This window comes from Mycobacterium sp. GA-1841, from assembly GCF_001954135.1.
Taxonomy (GTDB): domain Bacteria; phylum Actinomycetota; class Actinomycetes; order Mycobacteriales; family Mycobacteriaceae; genus Mycobacterium.
This window is the reverse complement of the sequence record NZ_MBEQ01000081.1, coordinates 69,397-90,893: the sequence shown is the minus strand read 5'-3', so window position 1 is coordinate 90,893 and position 21,497 is coordinate 69,397. Positions and strand designations below refer to the sequence as shown.

The window sequence follows — 21,497 nt, the reverse complement described above, 5'->3', positions numbered from 1 at the left end:
TGGTTTCGAACCGGGGCGGCGTCCTTGTATGTCTGGGGGCGCGGCCTAGCCGTACTTGATCAGCAGCGCCACGCCGATGATCGACACCAGCCAGATGCCGGTCACGAACAGGGTCAGCCGGTCGAGGTTCTTCTCCACCACCGTGGAGCCGGACAAACTGGACTGCACACCGCCACCGAACAGGGTGGACAGACCGCCGCCTTTTGCGCGGTGCAGCAGTACCAGGAGCACGACCAGCACACTGGTCACGACCAGGGTGATCTGCAGGGCCAATTCCATGCCGTAAGCCTACCGGGTGAACCGTCCGTATCCCGCCGCGGGTTACGGCAGCGGCCCGCCCGCGGCGATCGCCGAGAGCGTGGCGAACTGCTCACCGTCCAGGGAGGCGCCACCGACCAGGGCCCCGTCCACATCGCCCTGAGCGACGATCTCACCGACGTTCTTGGCATTGACCGACCCGCCGTAGAGCACCCGCACGCCCGCGGCGAGGTCCGGGGACGACAGGTTACCCAGCTCCGCCCGGATCGCCTTGCAGACCTCCTGGGCATCGGCGGCGCCGGCCACCCGCCCGGTGCCGATCGCCCAGACGGGCTCGTAGGCGATCACGGCCTTGCCGATCTGTTCCTTGGTGAGCCCGGCCAGCGACCCACGCAGCGAGTTCACGTTGTATTCGACGTGGTTGCCCGCCTCGCGCACCTCGAGCTGTTCGCCGATGCAGATGATCGGGGTGATGCCGTGCTTGAACGCCGCGGCGGCCTTGGCGGCCACGATCTCGTCGGTTTCCCCGTGGTATGTGCGTCGCTCGGAGTGCCCCACCACCACGAAGCTGCAGCCCAGCTTGGCCAGGAACGCCCCACTGATCTCACCGGTGTACGCACCCGAATCGTGCTTGGACAGGTCCTGGGCACCATAGGTCAGCCGCAGCTTGTCACCGTCGACCAGGGTCTGCACGCTGCGCAGGTCGGTGAACGGCGGGATGACGGTCACATCGACCTTGTCGAAGTACTTGTCCGGCAAGGCGAATGCGATCTTCTGTACCAGTGCGATGGCCTCGAAATGATTGAGGTTCATCTTCCAGTTGCCGGCGATAAGTGGCTTACGGGCCATATGTCAGGACTCCAGGATTTCGATGCCGGGCAGGGACTTGCCCTCAAGGTATTCCAGCGACGCGCCGCCGCCGGTCGAGATGTGCGAGAAACCGTCCTCGGCCAGTCCGAGCTGACGCACCGCGGCCGCCGAGTCACCGCCGCCGACGACGCTGAACGCGCCCTTGGCAGTGGCGCCGATGATCGCCTCGGCCACACCCCGGGTACCCGCCGAGAACGCAGGGAACTCGAACACGCCCATCGGGCCGTTCCAGAACACCGTCTTGGCGTTGGACAGCAGAGCGGTGAACCGCTTGACCGACTCCGGACCGATGTCCAGGCCCATCTTGCCGTCGGGGATGCGGTCGGAGGCCACGGTCTCCGGTTCGGCGTCCGCGGCGAACTTGTCGGCCACCACGATGTCGACGGGAAGGTGGATGACGTCGGCGTATTTGTCGAGCAGCTCCTTGCAGGTGTCGATCATCTCTTCCTGCAGCAGCGAGGTGCCAACCGAAACACCTTGGGCAGCAAGGAAAGTGAAGCACATGCCGCCGCCGATAATCAGGCTGTCGGCCTTGGTGGCGAGGTTCTCGATGACCGCGAGTTTGTCGGACACCTTCGACCCGCCCAGCACCACGGCGTAGGGCCGCTGCGTCGAGCTGGTCAGCTGCTCGAGCACCTTGACTTCGGCGTCCACCAGCGTGCCCGCGTAATGCGGCAGCAGGGTTGCCACGTCGTACACCGAGGCCTGCTTGCGGTGCACCACGCCGAACCCGTCGGAGACGAAGGCACCCGGTGACCCGTCGGCACCTTCGACCAGGGCGGCCAGCGCCTTGGCCAGCGCCAACCGCTCGGCATCGTCCTTGCTGGTCTCCCGCGCGTCGAAGCGGATGTTCTCCAGCAGCAGCACGTCACCGTCGGTCAGGCCTTCGGCCCGGGCCAGCGCGTCGGTGCCGACGACGTCGCCGGCCAGCTGCACGTGGCGTCCGAGCTTGTCGCCCAGCGCCGCGGCGACCGGGGCCAGCGAGAACTTGGGGTCCGGACCGCCCTTCGGGCGGCCCAGGTGGGCGGTGACGACGACCTTGGCCCCGGCCTCGGCCAGCGCTTTGAGCGTCGGGACCGAGGCGATGATGCGGCCGAGGTCAGTGATCTTGCCCTCGTCGTCGAGGGGAACGTTCAGGTCGGAGCGCACGAGTACGCCTCGTCCCGCAACCCCTTCTGGACCTTCGGCCAACAGATCAGCGAGTGTCTTGACAGTCATTGGTATTAGAGCGACTTCCCTACGAGTGCGACCAGATCGGCGAGGCGGTTCGAATATCCCCATTCGTTGTCATACCAGGAGACGACCTTGGCCTGGTTGTCGATGACCTTCGTCAGACCCGAGTCGAAGATCGAACTGTGCGGGTCGGTGACGATGTCGCTCGACACGATCGGCGCGTCGTAGTACTTCATGATTCCCTTCATCGGCCCCTCGGCGGCGGCCTTCATGGCGGCATTGATCTCGTCGGCAGACGCCGACTTGGCCAGCTCGGCAGTCAGGTCGGTGACCGACCCGGTGGGGATCGGCACCCGCAGGGCGTAGCCGTCGAGCTTGCCCTTGAGTTCGGGCAGCACCAGGCCGATGGCCTTGGCCGCACCGGTGGACGTCGGCACGATGTTCAGCGCGGCGGCGCGGGCACGGCGCAGATCTCGATGCGGTCCGTCTTGCAGGTTCTGGTCCTGGGTGTAGGCGTGGATGGTGGTCATCAGGCCCTTGACGATGCCGAACTTGTCGTTGAGTACCTTGGCCAGCGGACCGAGGCAGTTGGTGGTGCAGGATGCGTTGGAGATGATGTTCTGGCTGCCGTCGTACTTGTCGTCGTTGACGCCCAGCACGATGGTGATGTCCTCGTCGGAGGCCGGCGCGGAGATGATGACCTTCTTGGCGCCCGCGTCCAAGTGGCCCTGGGCCTTGTCCCGCTTGGTGAAGATGCCGGTCGACTCGACGACCACGTCGACTCCGAGGTCACCCCACGGCAGGGCCGCCGGACCTTCTTTGACTTCCAGCGCCTTGATCTTCTTCTCGCCGATGACGATGGTGTCCTCGCCCTCGAGGCTGACGTCCTGCGGGAGGCGGCCGAGGATCGAATCGAACTTCAACAGGTGAGCCAGGGTGGCGTTGTCGGTGAGATCGTTGACCGCCACGATCTCGATGTCAGTGTTCTTGCCCTCGGCCTGCTGCGTCGCCAGGGCCCGGTAGAAGTTGCGTCCGATGCGGCCGAAGCCGTTAACGCCTACCCGGATCGTCACGTGATTCTCCCTACAGTTGCCGTTAACTGAACTGCCCGCAGCCAGCCTAGTAGCGTCAGAGCCTTGCCGCGCGGTCCGGTCAGTGCATCAGATTTCGCGGTCGTGTAGGGCCAGTTGGTCGAGTTCGTGCGGATCCTGACCGACGAGATCGGCGATCAGGCCGTCGTCTGAGAGGTCCATCGGCGCGGAATGTTTCCAGTCGTGGTGGGCCACCTCGTTCAGCCGTTTGAGGATGTGGTGATCGGTCACTTCGATGGCCAGTTCACGACGATGATCGAAGCTGCCCGGGGAGAAGTTGATCGAGCCGACGATCGCTCGCTCATGATCGGCCAGGATCATCTTGGCGTGCAGCTTCATGTGTTTGAGCCGGTGGAGCTTGATACCGACATCGTCGAGGATCCGCATCCCACTGACCCCTTCGAGAAGCTTCCCCGCTTTCAAGTGGTGGGGTGCGCGGGCCATCACATGCACTTTGACACCGCGGTGTGCCGCACGGACGAGCCGCTCGATGATCACCGGGTCTTGATAGCGCTCGTTCTGCACGAACAGGGTGTGCTCGGCGCGGTCGATGAACTCGGCGATGCGATGCCTGCCGTTGGACGGACACCAGATCAGGTGGGCTCCGCCGCCCGGATCGAAATCCTGACGCGCCCAATCCGCTTCGAAGCAGTCGATGATCTCGGCGACCTCGTAGGCGCTGGGGGTGACCACGGCGTAATCGCGCGTCACCGTGAAGTTCTCGTCGGTCCAGTTCAATGATTCGACGAAGGCGTACTCGTCGTCGACGACCATCGACTTCTCGTGCGTCAGGTCGAACGCGGGGTTGCTCTGCATGACCTGGATACCGAACCGCTGCAACATCTCTCGCGCGGTGTCGTTGTCGGTCTCGCCGTCGCGCCGCTCCGGGTTCAGCATGACCTTGACATCCACGCCCCGCCGGTGCGCGGCGACCACCGCGTCGAGCAACGGCCGGTGACTGAAGGCGAACATCTTGATCCGCACCGAGCGGGTGGACCCGGCGATCGCATCGATCACGGGCTTCGCCGAGTCGTCGGGCAGGATGATCAGTGAACGGCTCACGTCGTCTCGTCCTCGTATTGGATGCGGTGCAAATCGGCGTATCTGCCGCCTGCGGTCAGGAGCTCGGTGTGCGTCCCTTGCTCCACCACTCGGCCCTCCTCGAGCACGACGATCGTGTCCGCGTCACGAATTGTGCTGAGCCGGTGGGCGATCGTGATGACCGTGCGTCCGTTCATCAGTCGCTGCAACGCCGACATCACCAGGTGTTCTGATTCGGCGTCGAGTGCCGCCGTCGGTTCGTCGAGGATGAGAATGGGGCTGTCGCGAATCAGGGCACGGGCGATGCCGATGCGTTGACGTTGACCGCCGGACAGGGTCAGTCCCCGTTCACCCACCGGACTGTCGTAGCCCAGGGGCATGTCGGAGATGAACTCGTGGGCGTTGGCCAGTTTGGCCATCTCGACGATCTCGTCGTGATCGGCGTCAGGACGGCCGAAGGCGATGTTGTCTCGGATGGTGCCACGGAACAGCACCGTGTCCTGCAGGACATAGGCGATCTGACTGCGAAGTTCGTGAAGTTTGTAGTCGCGCAGGTCGATCCCGTCGATCCGGACCGTCCCTGCGCTCGGATCGTAGAACCGTGGAATCAGGCTCACCAGACTGGATTTCCCGCTGCCGGTATGTCCGACGACACCGACCAACTGACCGGGCTGCACGTCGAACGTGACGTCGCGCAGCACCGGCGTCGCGCTGTCGTAACTGAACGCCACCCGCTCGAAGCTGATCGCTCCGGTGAGCTGTTCAGGCTCGACCGCGTCGGGCTTCTCCTGAACCGATGTCTCGGCGGTGAGCAGGGCGTTGACGCGGTCCACGCCGACGGAGGCCATGGCGATGGTGTTGGTCAGTTTGGCCAGATCCTGCACCGGCTTGAAGAACGACGCCAGATACGAGATGAACACGGTCAGCGTGCCCGCCGTCATCGCACCGGCGAGGATCAGCGCCGAACCGCGCCACAACACCACCGCGGTACAGGCGGCCACCACCACGCCGACGATCGGCGACACCACCGACTTCACCCGCCGGGCATTGAGTGCGGCATCCACGGCCTGCTGACCGACGACCGCCAGTTGGCGTTCCTGCAACTCCTCGCGGTCGAACGCCTTGATCACCCGGATCGACTGCAGGCCCTCCTCGGCGACCGCGACAATGTCGGATTCCCGCTTGCGCACTTCATGCGTCGCGGCCTTGACCGCCTTGCGGATCCGCGAGACGAACAACAGCAGCAGCGGCGCCACCGCGAGCGCGATGAGCGTGAAATCCCACTGCAGCCACAGCATCATGGCCAGCATGCCGACGATGGTCAGCAGGTCGGTCGCGATGCCCAGCGTGGATGCCGATGCGAATCCCTGGATGGTGTCGACATCATCGGTGAGCGTGCTCAGGATCGGCCCCACCCGGTGCGTATCGAAATAGTTCAGCGACAACTGCTGCAGGTGGTGGTAGGCGCGGGTACGCAGGTCGTTGCCGATGCGCTGACCGACGGTCTCGGTCAGGTAGTTGGCCACGTAACTGGCCACCGCGGCGACGATCGCGATGACGAACACCATGATCGCGGCCAGACCGGCGATGTGCATCTTGCCTTCACCGCCGAGCAACGGTTGCAGCAAACCGTGCAGCCAGCCCGGCAGCGGATGGTGACCGACCACGCTGTCCAACACGACCTTCAACGGCCACGGCGCGGCCAGCCCGGTGGCGATCTGCACCAGCAGCACCGCAAAGATTCCGGCGACCAGCAACCGATACGGGCGGATCAGCTCAAGAATCAGTCTCATCGTGAGCGCCGCCTCAATGTCGGTGTTGACGTCGATGTTTGTCGCCACACCCTACAACGCCGTGATGACGTAGGCGCGACGCAATCGCGACATCCCGGCAGGTGTCGGCAACTACGCAGACCTCTTTCCCCAACTTGCCGCGGCCGGAGCCATCAGGTTCTGCACGTCGTGCTCGACAGTCGTTGCGGTATCGGAATTTTCGCGCCATCCGGGCGGACCGAACAGATAGCCGAGACGGCCGCGCCAGGTCCGGGCGCACGAGACGTCACCGACCATGGCCACGAACTCGTGGTAGTTCACCTTGATCGGGTTGTGGGTGTCGATGTTCTTGGTGAGGCCGTACCGGACGGGCTCATCTTCAGCGACGAAGGTGCCGAACATCCGGTCCCACAGGATGAAGATGCCGGCGTAGTTCTTGTCGAGGTAGGGGTTGTTGGCGCCGTGATGCACGCGGTGGTGCGACGGGGTGTTGAACACATACTCGATCGCGCGGGGCAACCGCTCGATGCGCTCGGTGTGGATCGGGAACTGATAGAGCAGAACGATCGCCTGCGACAGGAAGACCAGCCAGGCCGGGATCCCGATGAGGGCCAACCCCGCATAACCGATCGTGGACAGAAATGACCCGGGAATCAGCCAGGACAACCGCGTGGCCGTGGACAGGTTGAAGTACTGACTCGAGTGGTGCACGTTGTGGGCGGCCCAGAACATCCGGATCCGGTGCGACATCCGGTGTTGCAGGTAGTAGGCCAGGTCGGCCAGCACGATGGCCATCACCCAGACCCACCAGTGCGAAGCCGAGAGGTGCAGTGGTGTCACGGCAGCGGCGATCGCCACCATCGGTACCGCGATGAACTTGTCCAACGGCCGCAGGATGAAACCCAGCGCGTAGATCGACAGGTTTGTACCCGTATCCCGCCACGAGATGCCGGCCCGGGGCCGCGCGGAGTCGCCGCCTTTGTCCGTGTCTTTGTCGAAGTGGTAACTGAGGAACTCGACCGCCATCAGGACGAAGAAGGCGGGCATGGCGTAGAGCCCGATACGCAACGGATCCATCGCGACTACCCCTTGGCTTTCTTGGGCATACCGGCCAACTGCCAGGACAGTGCCTGGCCGAACAGTTCCTCGGGCACCCTGGCCGGGTCGATGCGCCGCTGCCGGATCAACCCCTGAAACAGCGCGAGGACCACGACGGTGAATCCGTCCAACGAGACGCTGTCGTCGACGTTGTTGCGCTCGAGCGCCTCGGCGAGGATCTCGCGCAGTGAGGCCAGCGTGCGGGCGGACCGGTCCTGCAAGATCTGCATGCCGTCGGGATTGCGCACCGCGTGCAACCAGAACTCGGCCTGGATGGCTTCGAACTCGATGTCGTTGTCGGCGATCTCGACGAGTACCCGCCCCAGCGCGGCCAGTGGCTCGTCGGCGTTCTCGGAGATGGTCTGCGCCACCTGGTCGAGCCGACCGGAGGCACGTTGGTTCATCAGCTCGGAGAACAGTTGCTCCTTGCTGGAGAAGTTCGAATACACCGCGCCGACCGAATACCCCGCCGCCGCGGCGATCTCGTCCACCGACGCCGCGGCGTAACCCTTGCGGGCACAGGTCTGGGCGGCCGCGTCCAAGAGCGCCGCCCGGGTCCGCGCCTGGTTCTCTGCCCGCGTCCGCCGCACCGGCGTCACCTCATCACCGTTTCGATCGTCGACCATATTTCAGATAGTAATCGTTATCCGAATTTTCGGATAGTGCCCGTTATCCGAAATAATGGGTGGCCCGTCAGCGGTCGATCGGGATAATCGGCGAGTGTCCTTCTTCGGGATCCCGGGCTATCAGCCGCAGTGGCTCGTCGGCCGGCACGCGATTGCTCACGCCCACGGACGTCGATTGCACGCACTGATCGGTCGCCGCCTCACCCGTAGCTGGCTCGTATGGAACCGCGTCAACGATGAGTGGGTAGCCGACTGCCCTGTCCTACTGGACTTCGAGGGCGAGCAGGTGGAACTCACCCACCAGAAAGTCGACGATCTTTCCATCACCTGGAACAGCATCGACCCCCGTGAACCGATCACCTACGGCGAGGATCCGAAGGACATCTCCCTGGCGTGGCGAGACGACGCATGTCTGCGGCTTGCAGCCCTTCACGGACAAAAGCTCCACACCGTCGAACTTCTGGTATGGAGCCGAAGCGAAACCGACTTCGCCAGCGATATGGTCCCGGTCAGCTTCGAGTTCGCCCACAACCGGATCACCATCACCAACGGCCTCGACGACAACGCCATCGAATTCGGCCCACCGGAGCCCGAATACCGCAGCTACTCACTGCACAACTGAGCTGAAGTCACGTAACTTCGCGTTGACTCAGCCAAAAGGCGTCGCCAGCAGTGGTTTTCGGTGACAGTGCAGGTGACGACGTTCAGGCGTCGTCAAGCAGGTCCGGAGTGACTGCCGACTCGGTGTCGGGCAAGCCCTCCTGCTTCGCCTTGCGATCGGCCATGGAGAGCAGGCGCCGAATCCGGCCGGCCACAGCGTCTTTCGTCATCGGCGGATCCGCGAGTCGGCCCAACTCCTCCAGCGAGGCCTGCCGGTGCTCGACCCGCAGCTTGCCCGCCGCGGCGAGGTGATCGGGCACCCCGTCACCGAGGATGTCCAACGCACGCTCCACCCGGGCAGCCGCAGCCACCGCGGCCCGCGCCGACCGGCGCAGGTTCGCATCGTCGAAATTGGCCAGGCGATTGGCCGTGGCGCGGACCTCGCGGCGCATGCGCCGTTCCTCCCACGTCAGCCGGGTGTCCTGGGCCCCCATCCGGGTCAGCAACGCCCCGATCGCCTCGCCGTCGCGCACCACCACCCGGTCGCTGCCACGGACTTCACGCGCCTTGGCGCTCACCCCGAGCCGACGGGCCGCACCGACGAGGGCCAACGCCGCCTCCGGGCCGGGGCAACTGACCTCCAGCGCCGACGAGCGTCCCGGCTCGGTCAACGAGCCGTGGGCGAGAAACGCTCCGCGCCACGCCGCCTCGGCATCGCCGACGCTGCCGCCGACCACTTGGGCGGGCAGGCCGCGCACCGGCCGGCCACGGAGGTCGAGCAGCCCGGTCTGGCGGGCCAACGCTTCCCCGTCAGCGGCCACCCGCACCACGTACCGGGTGTTCTTGCGGATACCGCTGGCGGACAGCACATGCACCACGGCGTTGTAGCCGTACAGGTCGTAGATGTCTTTGCGCAGGCGTCGGGCGATGATCCCGAGATCTACCTCGGCTTCCACCACCACCCGGCCCGCGACGATGTGCAGACCACCGGCAAAGCGCAACAGCGAGGCCACCTCCGCACGGCGCGCACTCACCGAGTTGACTACGAGGCGGCTCAGCTCGTCTTTCACCTCGGCTGTCATCGCCACGGATTGTCCCCTCTCGGTGTGTTCGGCGCCGGTTCCCGATGTGCGACATTGGCTGACCTCGCAGCCGGTGTGGGAACAGTCGATTCTGGCACGGCCCGTCCTGGTGTCGACGCGCGCAACCGGACGGCCTCCAGCACTGCGGCCAATTTCGCCGGGTCATGTAAAGGTGTACCAGGTCGAGATACGTCAGCAAACTCCACGCGGGCGTTGAGGATGTTGGCGGTGCGGCTGAGTTGCTCCCGTTCGCGGTCGCTCGGCACCCGGCTGGCATCGACGATGATGTCATGCACGCTGAAATCGGGAGCATGCTGGGCCAGCACATGAATGTGGCGCTCTGCCGAGAAGCCTGCCGTCTCGCCGGGTTCTGCCGCGAGATTCAGTACGAGAGCACGGCGCGCCGTCGTCGAGCGCAACGCCGCCGCCAACTGCGGCACCAGGACGTGTGGGATCACACTGGTGAACCATGAACCGGGCCCGAGCACCACGAGATCGGCGCCCATGATGGCCTCCACGGCCTGCCGGGTGGCCGGCGGATCGCCCGGCAGGAGCCGGACCCGACGTACCTTGCCCACCGTGGTGGCGATCGCCACCTGACCGCGGATCACCCGGCTCATCCGGGGATCGGATTCCAGACCCGCGACATCGGCCTCGATCTGCAACGCGATCGGGCACATCGGCAACACCCGGCCCTTGACCCCGAGGATGCGCCCCAGCTCGTCGAGCGCGGCGACCGGATCGGCCAGTACCTCGCTGAGACCCGCCAACATCAGATTGCCGATCGGGTGACCGGCCAATGCCCCGCTGCCACCGAACCGGTGCTGGATGATGGTGGCCCACAGCCGGCCGTGCGGACTGTCAGAGGCCAACGCCGCCAACGCCATTCGCAAGTCACCCGGCGGCACGACGTCGAGTTCGCTGCGCAGCCGCCCCGACGAGCCGCCGTCGTCGGCAACCGTCACCACGGCCGTCACGTGCGGACTCAGCCTGCGGGCCGCCGACAACGTGGCGTACAGCCCATGCCCTCCACCGAGGGCGACAATGCGGGCGGTCATGGCTTGACTCCCACGCGTTCCGGTCCTCGCTCGTCCCTCGCTGCGATCCTCGCGCGCGGTCGTCTGCGCGCGGTCATTCGCGACCCAGATCCCGATGCAACACGTGCACCGTCAGCCCGTCACCGCCCTGCAACCGTTCCGCCAGCGCCTCGGCGATCGCCACGCTGCGATGTTTGCCGCCGGTACACCCGATGGCGACGGTCATATAACGCTTCCCCTCCCGGCGGTATCCGGCGATCACCACGTCCAACAGACGATGGTAGGTGTCGAGAAATTCTCTGGCGCCCGGTTGGCCGAGGACGTAGTCGCGCACATCCGCATGTTGGCCCGTGTGCGGTCGTAATTCGTCGACCCAGTGCGGGTTCGGTAAGAACCGCACATCCATCACGGTATCCGCGTCCATCGGCAGTCCGTATTTATAGCCGAAAGACTCCACCGTGACGTTCGTGTAGGAGACGGTCTCACCGCCGAACGCCCGCTCGATGCTCTCCCGCAGCGCCGGAACCGGCAGCGCCGAGGTGTCGATCACCAGATCGGCCGCCGCCCGTACCGGAGCCAGCAGCGCGCGCTCGGCGGCAATACCCTCGGCCAGGGTCTGTGTGCCCTGCAGCGGGTGACTCCGCCTGTTCTGCTCATAGCGACGCACCAGGATGTCGTCGGACGCCTCGAGGAACAACACCCTGGGCGTGATGCTCCGGGCTGCCAACTCATTGCGCACCCAGTCCAGGTCCCCGGTGAAGCCACGCGAGCGCACATCCATCACCACGGCCAGCTGGGTGATCCGGGATCCGGCCGCCAAGCCCAACTCGACCATGCGCGCGATCAGCTCCGGCGGCAGATTGTCGGCGACGTACCAGCCGAGGTCTTCCAACACCTTGGCGGCGGTGCCGCGGCCCGCTCCGGACAGGCCCGTGACCAACACCACGTCGATATCCGAGTCTGCGTCTGCACCACCGACAATCCCGCTCTCGCGCAGGTGTTCGTTCATGCGCGATCCGCCTGGCTTCTCATATCCCCGTCATCCGTCATCCCGACACCCTGCGTCGATCATCCTCGATATCCGTTGCGAGCGCCTGTGAATCGCCCAGTCCGGCGCCGTTCTCGCTTAGCCGATCACCATTTTCAACCGGCGGCTCGCCGCTCGGCACACTTGGCGGCTCGCCGCCGAGCGCCGCCAGGACGGCCCTCGCCGTCGCCACACCAATCCCCGGCACCGCCGTGATCTCCTCGACCGTGGCTTCCTTGAGCCGCGCCACCGAGCCGAAGTGCATCACCAACGCCTTGCGTCGCTGCTCGCCCAACCCACGTACCGAATCCAGGGCCGACGCCGTCATCCGCTTGGATCGTTTGCTGCGGTGGTAGCTGATCGCGAACCGGTGTGCCTCGTCGCGCACCCGCTGCAACAGATACAACCCCTCGCTGTTGCGCGGGAAGATCACCGGATCGGGTTCTGACGGAACCCACACCTCTTCCAGTCGCTTGGCCAACCCGATCACCGCGACGTCGGTGACGCCCAGCTCATCGAGCACCGCCGCGGCCGCATTGACCTGAGGCGCACCGCCGTCCACCACGAACAAGTTGGGTGGATAGGCGAAGCGACGCGGACGCTGCTCGGTACTCGGGTCGGGTTGGCTGTCGGTCACGTGGCGTAGGAATCGCCGGCGCGTCACCTCCGCGATCGAGGCGACGTCGTCCGAGCGGCCTTCACCAGCGGCCTCGCGGATCGCGTAGTGCCGGTAATCCGACTTGCGCGGCAGCCCGTCCTCGAACACCACCAGCGAGGCCACCACATCGGTGCCCTGCACATGGCTGATGTCCACACACTCGATCCGCAACGGAGCGTCGGCCAGTCCCAGGTTGTCCTGAATGCTCTGCAGTGCTTCAGATCTCGCGTTGAAGTCACCGGCCCGCTTCAGCTTGTGTTGGGCCAGAGCCTCGCGCGCGTTGCGCTGCACGGTCTCGGCCAAAGTCCGCTTGTCACCGCGCAGGGGCACCCGCAGGCTCACCCGCGAACCGCGCAGGCCCGACAACCACGCCGCCAGCTCGTCGGTATTCGGCGGCAACACCGGCACCAGGACCTCCCGCGGCACCGGATTGGTGGCCTCGTCGGCCGCACCGCCGAGCTCGGCCTGCTCGCCGTAGAACTGGGTGAGGAACTGCTCGACCAGCTGCTCCTGCCCGGCTTGTTCGGGATCCGAATCACGGGTGGTCGCCGGCTCGGAAGACTTCTCGACGATCCAGCCGCGCTGCCCCCGCACCCGGCCGCCACGCACATGGAACACCTGCACGGCCGCCTCAAGATCGTCGTCGGCGAACGCCACCACATCGGCATCGGTGCCGTCGCCGAGCACCACGGCCTGCTTCTCCAGCGCGCGCTTGAGCGCGGCGATGTCATCGCGAAGCCTGGCGGCCCGCTCGAAGTCCAACTCCTCGGCCGCCGCGGTCATCTGCTGTTCCATGTCGCGTGCCAACCGGTCGGTCTTGCCCGCCAGGAAATCGCAGAAGTCGAGCACGATGCGCCGGTGCTCCTCGGCACTGACCCGGCCGATGCACGGCGCCGAGCACTTGTCGATGTAGCCGAGCAGACATGGGCGGTCGATCTGCCTGTGCCGCTTGAACACTCCCGCAGAGCAGGTCCTGGCCGGAAACACCCGCGTCAACAGATCGAGCGTCTCGCGAATCGCCCAGGCATGGGAATACGGCCCGAAGTACCGCACCCCTTTGCGCCGCGGCCCGCGGTACACCATCAGCCGCGGATACTCCTCGTTGAGTGTGACCGCCAACACCGGATAGGTCTTGTCATCGCGGTAGCGGATGTTGAAGCGTGGATCGAACTCCTTGATCCAGTTGTACTCCAGCTGCAGCGCCTCGACCTCGGTGGTGACCACCGTCCACTCGACGCTGCCGGCCGTCATCACCATCTGGCGGGTACGCGGCGCCAGGCTCGCGATATCGGCGAAATACGACGTCAGACGGCTGCGCAGGCTCTTGGCTTTGCCGACGTAGATGACCCGACCGTGCGGGTCCCGGAACCGATACACACCAGGCTCCACGGGGATCGATCCGGGCGCCGGCCGGTACGTCGCTGGATCGGGCACGGTTTCCAGGTTACTGCCGCGATCCGACTGAACTCCGCTACCGTCGAGCTGTGCGGTTGCTGGCGTCCACGCGTACGGTCATCGCCCTGCTCAGTGTCATCGCAGTGATCCTCGCCGGATGCGCCGGTGGCGGTGGGCGCCAGGCGAGGACCGGCGCCGGCCCGTGCCAGATGCTGTCCAACGGCACGCCGACGGCAAAACCCCCACCTCCGGCCCCGTCCGTGCCACCGTCGCCGAAGCCCACCCGCGATCTGGCCACCACTCCCGAGATCGGCACCGGCTACCGCAGCGACATGACCGCCGTGCGCACCGCCACCTATGTGGTGGCCACCGCCAATCCCCTGGCGTCCGAAGCCGCGTGCAAGGTGTTGCGCGACGGCGGGACGGCCGCCGACGCCCTGGTGACCGCGCAGGCCGTGCTCGGTCTGGTCGAACCGCAGGCCTCCGGTCTCGGCGGGGGTGGCTTCCTGCTGTACTACGACGCGGCGGGCAACGCGCTCCGTGCGTTTGACGGACGCGAAACCGCACCGGCCGCAGCTACCGAGAACTACCTGCGCTGGGTGTCCGACACCGACCACACACCACCCAAGCCCGACGCACGTTCGTCTGGCCGTTCCATCGGAGTGCCCGGCATCGTGCGACTGCTCGACGACGTCCACCGCCAGTTCGGCAAGAAGGCCTGGCGCGACCTGTTCAACCCCGCCGTGACGATCGCCGACCGTGGATTCGACGTGAGCCCACGCCTGGCTGCGGCGATCGAGGACGCCGCCCCACAACTCCGGCTGGACCCCGCCGCCGGTGAGTATTTCCTCAACCCCGATGGCAGCCCGAAGCCGGTGGGCACCCGCATGACGAATCCGGCCTACGCAAAAACGCTGGGCGCCATCGCGTCCGAGGGAGCCCAGGCCTTCTATACCGGCGATATCGCCCGGGCGATCGTGGCCGCCGCCACCGATACCGCCGGCGGCCGGACCCCCAGCACCATGACCGAGCAGGACCTCGCCGGCTATCGGGCCAGACAACGCGAACCGGTCTGCACCAGCTACCGCGGACGCGAGATCTGCGGCATGCCACCACCATCGTCGGGCGGCATCGCCGTGGCCGCCACCCTCGGCATGCTCGAACACTTCCCGATGAGCGACTACAAACCCACCCGGCTCGACCTCAACGGCGGTCACCCTTCGGTGACCGGGGTACATCTGATCTCAGAGGCCGAACGGCTGGCCTATGCCGACCGCGACCGCTACGTCGCCGACACCGATTTCGTGCCGTTGCCCGGCGGCTCTCCGCAAACCCTGCTCAATGGCGCCTATCTCACCGGCCGCGCCGCCCTGATCTCCCGGGCCCACACGATGGGCGTAGCCGCACCCGGTGACTTCGCACCACCGATCACCGTCCCGCCCGCTCCCGAGCACGGCACCAGCCAGATCAGCGTGATCGACAGTTTCGGCAATGCGGCGTCACTGACCACCACCATCGAGTCCGCATTCGGTTCGTTCCACATGGTCGACGGTTTCCTGCTCAACAATCAGCTCACCGACTTCTCCGCCGAGCCGATCAGCGTCGAAGGACGTCCGATCCCCAACCGCGTTCAGCCCGGTAAACGTCCCCGCAGCACCATGGCGCCCACCGTGGTGTTCGACATGGCGGGCCCGAGGCGCGGGCCGGTGTATGCGGTGCTGGGCTCCCCTGGCGGGGCTGTCATCATCCAATTCGTGGTGAAAACGCTTGTCGGCGTCATGGATTGGAATCTCGATCCGCAACAGGCGGTGTCGATGATCGACTTCGGCGCGGCCAACACACCCGTCACCAATGTCGGCGGGGAGCACCCGTCGGTCGACACGGTCGCCAACGGCGACCGTGACCAACTGGTGGAAGGTCTGCGGGCACTCGGACATCAGGTGTCACTGGCCGATCAGTCCAGCGGGCTTTCGGCGCTGGTGCGCACGACATCGGGCTGGATCGGCGGTGCCGACCCGCGCCGGGAGGGCATGGTCCTCGGCGACGCCGGCTGACCGGGCGGGATCAGGGCTGGGGGCGGTAACGCTCGATCAGCTCGCGGACGTCGTCCATGGCCGCCACGGCCCGCTCCTTGTCGATCGCCTGGATGGCCATCAATGGGATGTACTCGTCGTCGGGCAGGTCGAGCCGGGCCCAGCGGGCCCCGGCCGGGAACTCCACCCCGACCACCTCGGACCAGGGAATCACCTTGAAGCTGACCAGGTTCCGCACCGCCATTCCGGCCGGACCGACCCGCAGCCGGGGCCGGGCAAACACCAGCACAGCGCAGGCGATGATCGCCCCCAGCAAGGCGATCGCCACCTGGTCGGAGGTCTGGAACACCACTCCGGTGGAGCCCACCTTCAACAACACACCGACCGCGACGTGCGCGACGAAGATGATCAGTGCCGCGCCATAGGCGAAATACGGTGTGCGGTAAGGACGGATATCGACATCCCAGCTGTCCGCAGATTTGTTGTCAGTCATCTGTGTGTCACGCGTTGGCGCGCAGTTCCCGCAACGTCAGCGCCGTGGACAGCGCCGCCGCCGCCGCCTGTGCGCCCTTGTCCTCGCTGGAATCCGCCAGGCCGGCCCGGTCGAGGGCCTGCTGCTCGTTGTCGGTGGTGAGCACGCCGTTGGCGACCGGGGTGGCCGCATCCAACGAGACCCGGGTCAAGCCCTGCGTCACCGCATCGCACACGTAGTCGAAATGCGGGGTCTGGCCGCGGATCACCACACCCAACGCCACCACCGCGTCATGCGTGGCCGCCAAAGCCTGTGCCACCACGGGAATTTCGATGGCACCGAGTACACGCACCACCGTCGGCTCGGCAATCCCGGCCTCAGCGGCGACCTTGCGCGCACCGTCCAGCAGCGCATCGCAGATGGTGGTGTGCCAGGTGCTGGCCACGATCGCCAATTTCACATCCGAGGCGTCGACCTGAGGCAGATCCGGGACGCCGTGGCCACTCACAGGCTCGAGCCCGAATCGGTCGTGCCGGACGGCCTGCGGTCACCCAGCAGGTACACCGCCTCGTCGTAGTCGTCCATGCTCACCGCTTCGTCATAGTCTTCCAACCCGACGAGGTCGTGGCCCATCCGGTCACGCTTGGTCATCAGATAGCGGATGTTCTCCGAGTTGGCCCGCACCGGCAACGGAACCCGCTCGATGATGTGCAGCCCGTAGCCGTCGAGGCCGACCCGCTTGGCCGGGTTGTTGGTCAGCAGCCGCATGGACCGGATACCGAGATCGACCAGGATCTGAGCTCCGATGCCGTAATCGCGCGCGTCGGCAGGCAGGCCGAGCTTGAGGTTGGCGTCGACGGTGTCCTCGCCGGCGTCCTGCAACTGATAGGCCTGCAACTTGTGCATCAGGCCGATACCGCGGCCCTCGTGCCCGCGCATATAGAGAACAACGCCGCGGCCTTCCCGCGCCACCATCGCCATCGCCGCATCCAGCTGCGGGCCGCAGTCACAGCGCCGCGAGCCGAACACGTCGCCGGTCAGGCACTCGCTGTGCACCCGGACCAGGACATCGTGGCCGTCGCTGACCGGTCCGGAGATGTCACCGCGCACCAGCGCGACGTGCTCGACGTCCTCGTAGATGCTCTTGTAGCCCACCGCGACGAACTCACCGTGCTTGGTCGGTATCCGCGCCTCGGCGATGCGCTCGATGTGCTTTTCATGTTTGCGACGCCATTCGATCAAGTCGGCGATCGAGATCAAGGCCAGGTCGTGGTCATCGGCGAAGACCCGCAGCTCGTCGGTGCGCGCCATGTCGCCTTCGTCCTTCTGGCTGACGATCTCGCAGATCGCGCCGGCCGGCTGCAGCCCGGCCAGCCGGGCCAGGTCCACGGCAGCCTCGGTGTGTCCCGGGCGGCGCAGCACGCCACCGTCCTTGGCGCGCAGCGGAACCACGTGGCCGGGCTTGGTGAAGTCGTCGGGAACGGCCGACGGATCGGCCAGGGCACGCATCGTGGTGGCCCGGTCCGACGCCGAGATGCCTGTTCCCACATCTTTTCTCGCGTCCACCGTGACGGTGTAGGCGGTGCCGTGCTTGTCCTGGTTGACCGCGTACATCGGCAACAGGCCCAACCGGTCGCAGATCTCGCCATCCAGCGGCACGCACAGGTAACCGGAGGTGTAGCGGACCATGAACGCAACCAGCTCGGGGGTGGCCTTTTCGGCCGCGAAGATGAGATCGCCCTCGTTCTCGCGGTCCTCGTCGTCGATCACGACCACGGCTTTGCCCGCCGCGATATCGGCTATCGCCCTCTCGACGGAATCGAGCCTGGTCATCTGCGCCACCTTGCCTGTTCGAATGCCTGGTCCCGATGCGGACCAGGTGCCGACTCCAGTATGAACCATGGGCTGCGGCCGATTGATCCCCGTGGGCCCGCCTGGATGTGACGCGGGCGATATTCGGTCTGGTCAGGGCTGCGGCGGCCAAGGGACGAGGGGTCAGTCCCGGTGACTCAACAGCCGTTCGACGTATTTGGCGATGACGTCGACCTCGAGGTTGACCGGGGTGCCCACCGCGGCCTCACCCAACGTGGTCGACGCCAGGGTGGTCGGGATCAGTGAGATCTCGAACCAGTCACCGGAATCGTCGCGGCCCAGCGCCGACACCGTCAGCGAAATCCCGTCGACGGTGATCGAGCCCTTTTCCACCAGATACCGCGACAGCGCCGCCGGCATCGAGATGCGGACCACCTGCCAGTGCTCCGACGGGTTACGGGCCACGACCTGACCGGTTCCGTCGACGTGTCCTTGCACGATGTGGCCGCCCAGGCGGCTGTTGACCGCGGCCGCGCGCTCCAGGTTCACCGCCGACCCGGCCGACAGCGCGGCCAAACTCGACCTGGTCAGGGTCTCGGCCATCACATCGGTGCTGAAGCTGCCGTCGGGCAGCACCTCTACCACTGTCAGGCACACGCCGTTGACCGCTATCGAATCGCCGTGGCGGGCATCGGAGGTCACCACCGGACCACGGATGACAAATCGGGCGGCGTCGCTGAGGTCTTGTTTGTCGACGACCTCACCGAGTTCTTCGACGATTCCGGTGAACACGTCACCAGGTTAGACGCCAGCGCACAGGCCGGCGCGCCACCCGCCGGCCGGCTGCGGGATCACCCCGCATGCCCAGCGCAGAGCCACCGCAAAACTATTGCGGGACAAGCGATTACCGTGCATCATCGATATTGACGCCGACAGCTGGCCATATCGCCGGCGGGCGGCCTCGACAGCAAACGACCAGCAGGCGGGCGACCTCGGCCGATCGGCGGTGGATGCATTCAGATAAAACAACCGTGCGCGACCAACCTCTACTATGCAGTCATGCAGACGCGCCCACGCTTCGCTGTCCAGTCCCTGCTCGCCACCGTCTTGGCCACCGGCGCCCTGGTCGCCGGTTGTTCGTCGTCACCGGAGAAATCCACCGAGCCCCTGCCCGATGCAGCCACGCTGCTCCAGGAGTCTTCGGCGACCACGAAGGCCTACCAGAGTGTGCACCTGAACCTGGGGGTGACAGGCGAGATCAAGCGGCTGCCGATCGAAAAGCTCGAAGGCGACCTCACCAATACCCCGGCGGTCGCCGCGCAGGGCACGGTGAACCTCAATTTCATGGGTCAGAAGATTTCCGACGCCAAGTTCGTCGTCGCCGACGGTGAGCTGTTCGCCGCCCTGACCCCCGGTGATCCGCTGTCCTCCTACGGTCCGGCCGCCGACATCTATGACGTCTCGGCGATCCTGAACCCGGAGACCGGTCTGTCCAACCTGTTGGCGAGCTTCAGCGACGCGAAGGCCGAGGACCGCGAGTCGATCAACGGCACCGAGGGGGTCCGGGTGACCGGCACGGTCAGCGCCGACGCGGTCAACAAGATCGCACCGCAGCTGGAGGCCAGCGGGCAGGTCCCGGCCACCGCCTGGATCGCCGAAGACGGTGACCATTCCCTCCTGCAGGCCAAGATCGAGCCCAAGCCCGACACCAGCATCACCATGACGCTGTCCGACTGGGGCAAGCAGGTCACCGTCACCAAGCCTGGTTCCTGATGCAGGGCGCGGAGACGCTGACCTCCCGGGGAAATCGCCGGATCGCCATCGGCGCGGGCAGCCTGGCGGTGCTGCTGGGTGCGCTCGACACCTATGTGGTGATCACGATCATGGTCGACATCATGCGAGATGTCGGCATCGCGATCAATCAGATTCAGCAGGTCACGCCGATCATCACCGGCTATCTGCTGGGCTACATCGCGGCCATGCCTTTGTTGGGCCGGGCCTCCGACCGGTTCGGCCGCAAGATGCTGCTCCAGGTGGGCCTCGGCGGGTTCGCGATCGGCTCGGTGATCACCGCGCTGTCCACCGACCTGGTCCCGTTGGTGATCGGTCGCGTCATCCAAGGTTCGGCCAGCGGCGCGCTGCTGCCGGTCACGCTGGCCCTGGCGGCCGACCTGTGGTCAGCCCGTAACCGGGCCGGGGTGCTCGGCGGGGTCGGGGCCGCGCAGGAACTCGGCGCGGTGCTCGGTCCCATGTACGGCATCGGGCTGGTCTGGCTGTTCCACCACTGGCAGGCGGTGTTCTGGGTCAACGTGCCGCTGGCGGTGCTGGCGATGGTGCTGATCCACTTCAGCCTGCCGTCCCGAGACCGCGACCAGCCGCCGGAGAAGGTCGACGTGATCGGCGGGGTGCTCCTCGCGATCGCCCTGGGGTTGGCCGTCGTCGGTCTCTACAACCCCGAACCCGACGGCAAGCAGGTGCTGCCCAGCTGGGGCCTTCCGGTACTGATCGGCGCCCTGGTGGCCGCGGTGGCGTTCTTCGCCTGGGAGAAGGTGGCCAAGACCCGCCTGATCGAGCCGGCCGGCATCCATTTCCGCCCGTTCCTGGCGGCGCTGGCAGCCTCGCTGTGTGCCGGTGCGGCGTTGATGGTCACGTTGGTGAACGTCGAGCTGTTCGGGCAGGGCGTGCTCGGCAAAGACCAGAACCACGCGGCGTTCCTGTTGCTGCACTTCCTGATCGCGTTGCCGATCGGTGCGGTGATCGGTGGCTGGCTGGCCACCCGATTCGGCGACCGGATCGTCGCGTTCCTCGGTCTGCTGATCGCCGCCGGCGGCTTCCTGCTGGTCTCGCACTGGTCGGTCGACGTGGAGGCCGCCCGGCACAACCTGATGCTGTTCAGCCTGCCGACACTCGACACCGATCTGGCCATCGTGGGCCTGGGGCTGGGCCTGGTGATCGGCCCACTGACCTCGGCGACGTTGCGCGTGGTGCCCGACGCGCAGCACGGCATCGCGTCGGCGGCCGTGGTGGTGGCCCGCATGATCGGCATGCTCATCGGCATCGCCTCGCTGTCGGCGTGGGGCTTCTACCGGTTCAACCAGCATCTGGCCACCCTGGCCGCCGCCGACAGCTCACGCACCATGACGCTGGCCGAACGATTGACCGCGCAGGCCGTGCGGTATCGCGAGGCCTACGTGATGATGTACGGCGACATCTTCGAGATCGCGGCAGTGGTGTGTGTGGTCGGGGCGTTGTTGGGCCTGCTGATCAGTGGCCGCCGTGAGCACGCCGACGCTGTGGTCACAGAGCCCGCCGAGCCCGACGACGCGGGCGGCGATAGTGGTGAGTTCTCCACCGGGCAGCTGTACGCGGCGACGGAGGCGCTGCCGGTCCAGAGCGGCGACGAAACGGTCCAGTTGCCCAAGGAACCGCCTGGACGCCACCGCTCAAGCTGA

Annotated in this window: 20 protein-coding genes; 4 read left to right on the top strand and 16 right to left on the bottom strand. The window is 66.2% G+C overall.

Annotated elements, in window-relative coordinates; translation table 11 throughout:
* Positions 1-45: 45 nt before the first annotated feature.
* The 8 genes from secG to A5740_RS19660 all read right to left on the bottom strand — a co-directional run bounded on the left by secG (position 46) and on the right by A5740_RS19660 (position 7,929).
* Positions 46-279 carry a preprotein translocase subunit SecG gene (gene secG, locus A5740_RS19695; protein WP_067763712.1) on the bottom strand — a complete coding sequence of 78 codons (234 nt, stop codon included), beginning with the start codon at positions 277-279 and terminating at the stop codon, positions 46-48.
* A 42-nt stretch (positions 280-321) separates the two neighbouring features.
* Positions 322-1,107, bottom strand: coding sequence for a triose-phosphate isomerase (gene tpiA / locus A5740_RS19690; protein ID WP_076196747.1), 786 nt, complete (start codon positions 1,105-1,107; stop codon positions 322-324).
* A 3-nt stretch (positions 1,108-1,110) separates the two neighbouring features.
* The gene (gene pgk / locus A5740_RS19685) at positions 1,111-2,346 is read right to left on the bottom strand and encodes a phosphoglycerate kinase (RefSeq protein WP_076196745.1); all 1,236 of its coding nucleotides are present in this window, start codon (positions 2,344-2,346) and stop codon (positions 1,111-1,113) included.
* Positions 2,347-2,351: 5 nt separating this feature from the next.
* On the bottom strand, positions 2,352-3,374 hold the full coding sequence (gap, locus tag A5740_RS19680; RefSeq protein WP_076196743.1) for a type I glyceraldehyde-3-phosphate dehydrogenase: 1,023 nt from the start codon (positions 3,372-3,374) through the stop codon (positions 2,352-2,354).
* Positions 3,375-3,461: 87 nt separating this feature from the next.
* Positions 3,462-4,454 carry a phospholipase D-like domain-containing protein gene (locus A5740_RS19675; RefSeq protein ID WP_076196741.1) on the bottom strand — a complete coding sequence of 331 codons (993 nt, stop codon included), beginning with the start codon at positions 4,452-4,454 and terminating at the stop codon, positions 3,462-3,464.
* On the bottom strand, positions 4,451-6,274 hold the full coding sequence (locus A5740_RS19670; RefSeq protein ID WP_254849257.1) for an ABC transporter ATP-binding protein: 1,824 nt from the start codon (positions 6,272-6,274) through the stop codon (positions 4,451-4,453). Before A5740_RS19670 ends, A5740_RS19675 begins: the two co-directional genes overlap by 4 nt.
* A 63-nt stretch (positions 6,275-6,337) precedes the next feature.
* Positions 6,338-7,282, bottom strand: a complete 945-nt coding sequence (locus A5740_RS19665; protein ID WP_076196739.1) for a sterol desaturase family protein — start codon at positions 7,280-7,282, stop codon at positions 6,338-6,340.
* Positions 7,283-7,287: 5 nt separating this feature from the next.
* Positions 7,288-7,929, bottom strand: a complete 642-nt coding sequence (locus A5740_RS19660) for a TetR/AcrR family transcriptional regulator (protein ID WP_139335238.1) — start codon at positions 7,927-7,929, stop codon at positions 7,288-7,290.
* Between the two features lie 94 nt (positions 7,930-8,023).
* On the opposite strand from A5740_RS19660, the gene A5740_RS19655 reads away from it, so the two are divergent.
* Positions 8,024-8,551, top strand: coding sequence for a hypothetical protein (locus A5740_RS19655; RefSeq protein ID WP_083654274.1), 528 nt, complete (start codon positions 8,024-8,026; stop codon positions 8,549-8,551).
* A gap of 82 nt (positions 8,552-8,633) precedes the next feature.
* Here the strand turns inward: A5740_RS19655 and whiA are convergent, their stop codons facing one another.
* From whiA to uvrC, 4 genes are all read right to left on the bottom strand, one after another.
* A complete protein-coding gene (gene whiA / locus A5740_RS19650; RefSeq protein WP_080596716.1) occupies positions 8,634-9,611 on the bottom strand; it encodes a DNA-binding protein WhiA in 978 nt (325 codons plus the stop codon).
* The gene (yvcK, locus tag A5740_RS19645) at positions 9,608-10,669 is read right to left on the bottom strand and encodes a uridine diphosphate-N-acetylglucosamine-binding protein YvcK (protein ID WP_076196735.1); all 1,062 of its coding nucleotides are present in this window, start codon (positions 10,667-10,669) and stop codon (positions 9,608-9,610) included. The genes whiA and yvcK overlap by 4 nt, the downstream gene beginning before the upstream one ends.
* A gap of 73 nt (positions 10,670-10,742) precedes the next feature.
* On the bottom strand, positions 10,743-11,657 hold the full coding sequence (gene rapZ, locus A5740_RS19640) for an RNase adapter RapZ (RefSeq protein WP_076196733.1): 915 nt from the start codon (positions 11,655-11,657) through the stop codon (positions 10,743-10,745).
* Positions 11,658-11,694: 37 nt separating this feature from the next.
* Positions 11,695-13,767 (bottom strand): excinuclease ABC subunit UvrC, encoded by a 2,073-nt coding sequence (gene uvrC / locus A5740_RS19635; protein ID WP_076196731.1) that lies wholly within the window; start codon positions 13,765-13,767, stop codon positions 11,695-11,697.
* A 50-nt stretch (positions 13,768-13,817) separates the two neighbouring features.
* On the opposite strand from uvrC, the gene A5740_RS19625 reads away from it, so the two are divergent.
* Positions 13,818-15,782, top strand: coding sequence for a gamma-glutamyltransferase family protein (locus A5740_RS19625; protein WP_083654272.1), 1,965 nt, complete (start codon positions 13,818-13,820; stop codon positions 15,780-15,782).
* 10 nt (positions 15,783-15,792) lie between these two features.
* Here A5740_RS19625 and A5740_RS19620 read toward each other — a convergent pair whose 3' ends face one another.
* From A5740_RS19620 to A5740_RS19605, 4 genes are all read right to left on the bottom strand, one after another.
* Positions 15,793-16,254: a PH domain-containing protein gene (locus tag A5740_RS19620; RefSeq protein ID WP_076196729.1), complete on the bottom strand. Its 462-nt coding sequence runs from the start codon at positions 16,252-16,254 to the stop codon at positions 15,793-15,795.
* 7 nt (positions 16,255-16,261) lie between these two features.
* Positions 16,262-16,741 carry a 6,7-dimethyl-8-ribityllumazine synthase gene (gene ribH / locus A5740_RS19615; RefSeq protein ID WP_076196727.1) on the bottom strand — a complete coding sequence of 160 codons (480 nt, stop codon included), beginning with the start codon at positions 16,739-16,741 and terminating at the stop codon, positions 16,262-16,264.
* Positions 16,738-18,066 carry a bifunctional 3,4-dihydroxy-2-butanone-4-phosphate synthase/GTP cyclohydrolase II gene (locus A5740_RS19610; RefSeq protein ID WP_076196725.1) on the bottom strand — a complete coding sequence of 443 codons (1,329 nt, stop codon included), beginning with the start codon at positions 18,064-18,066 and terminating at the stop codon, positions 16,738-16,740. The genes ribH and A5740_RS19610 overlap by 4 nt, the downstream gene beginning before the upstream one ends.
* 162 nt (positions 18,067-18,228) lie before the next feature.
* Complete coding sequence (locus tag A5740_RS19605) at positions 18,229-18,837, bottom strand: riboflavin synthase (RefSeq protein WP_076196723.1); 609 nt, start codon at positions 18,835-18,837, stop codon at positions 18,229-18,231.
* Between the two features lie 267 nt (positions 18,838-19,104).
* On the opposite strand from A5740_RS19605, the gene A5740_RS19600 reads away from it, so the two are divergent.
* Both A5740_RS19600 and A5740_RS19595 read left to right on the top strand, forming a co-directional pair.
* Positions 19,105-19,818: an LppX_LprAFG lipoprotein gene (locus A5740_RS19600; RefSeq protein WP_076196721.1), complete on the top strand. Its 714-nt coding sequence runs from the start codon at positions 19,105-19,107 to the stop codon at positions 19,816-19,818.
* Positions 19,818-21,497: an MFS transporter gene (locus tag A5740_RS19595; protein WP_076196719.1), complete on the top strand. Its 1,680-nt coding sequence runs from the start codon at positions 19,818-19,820 to the stop codon at positions 21,495-21,497. The genes A5740_RS19600 and A5740_RS19595 overlap by 1 nt, the downstream gene beginning before the upstream one ends.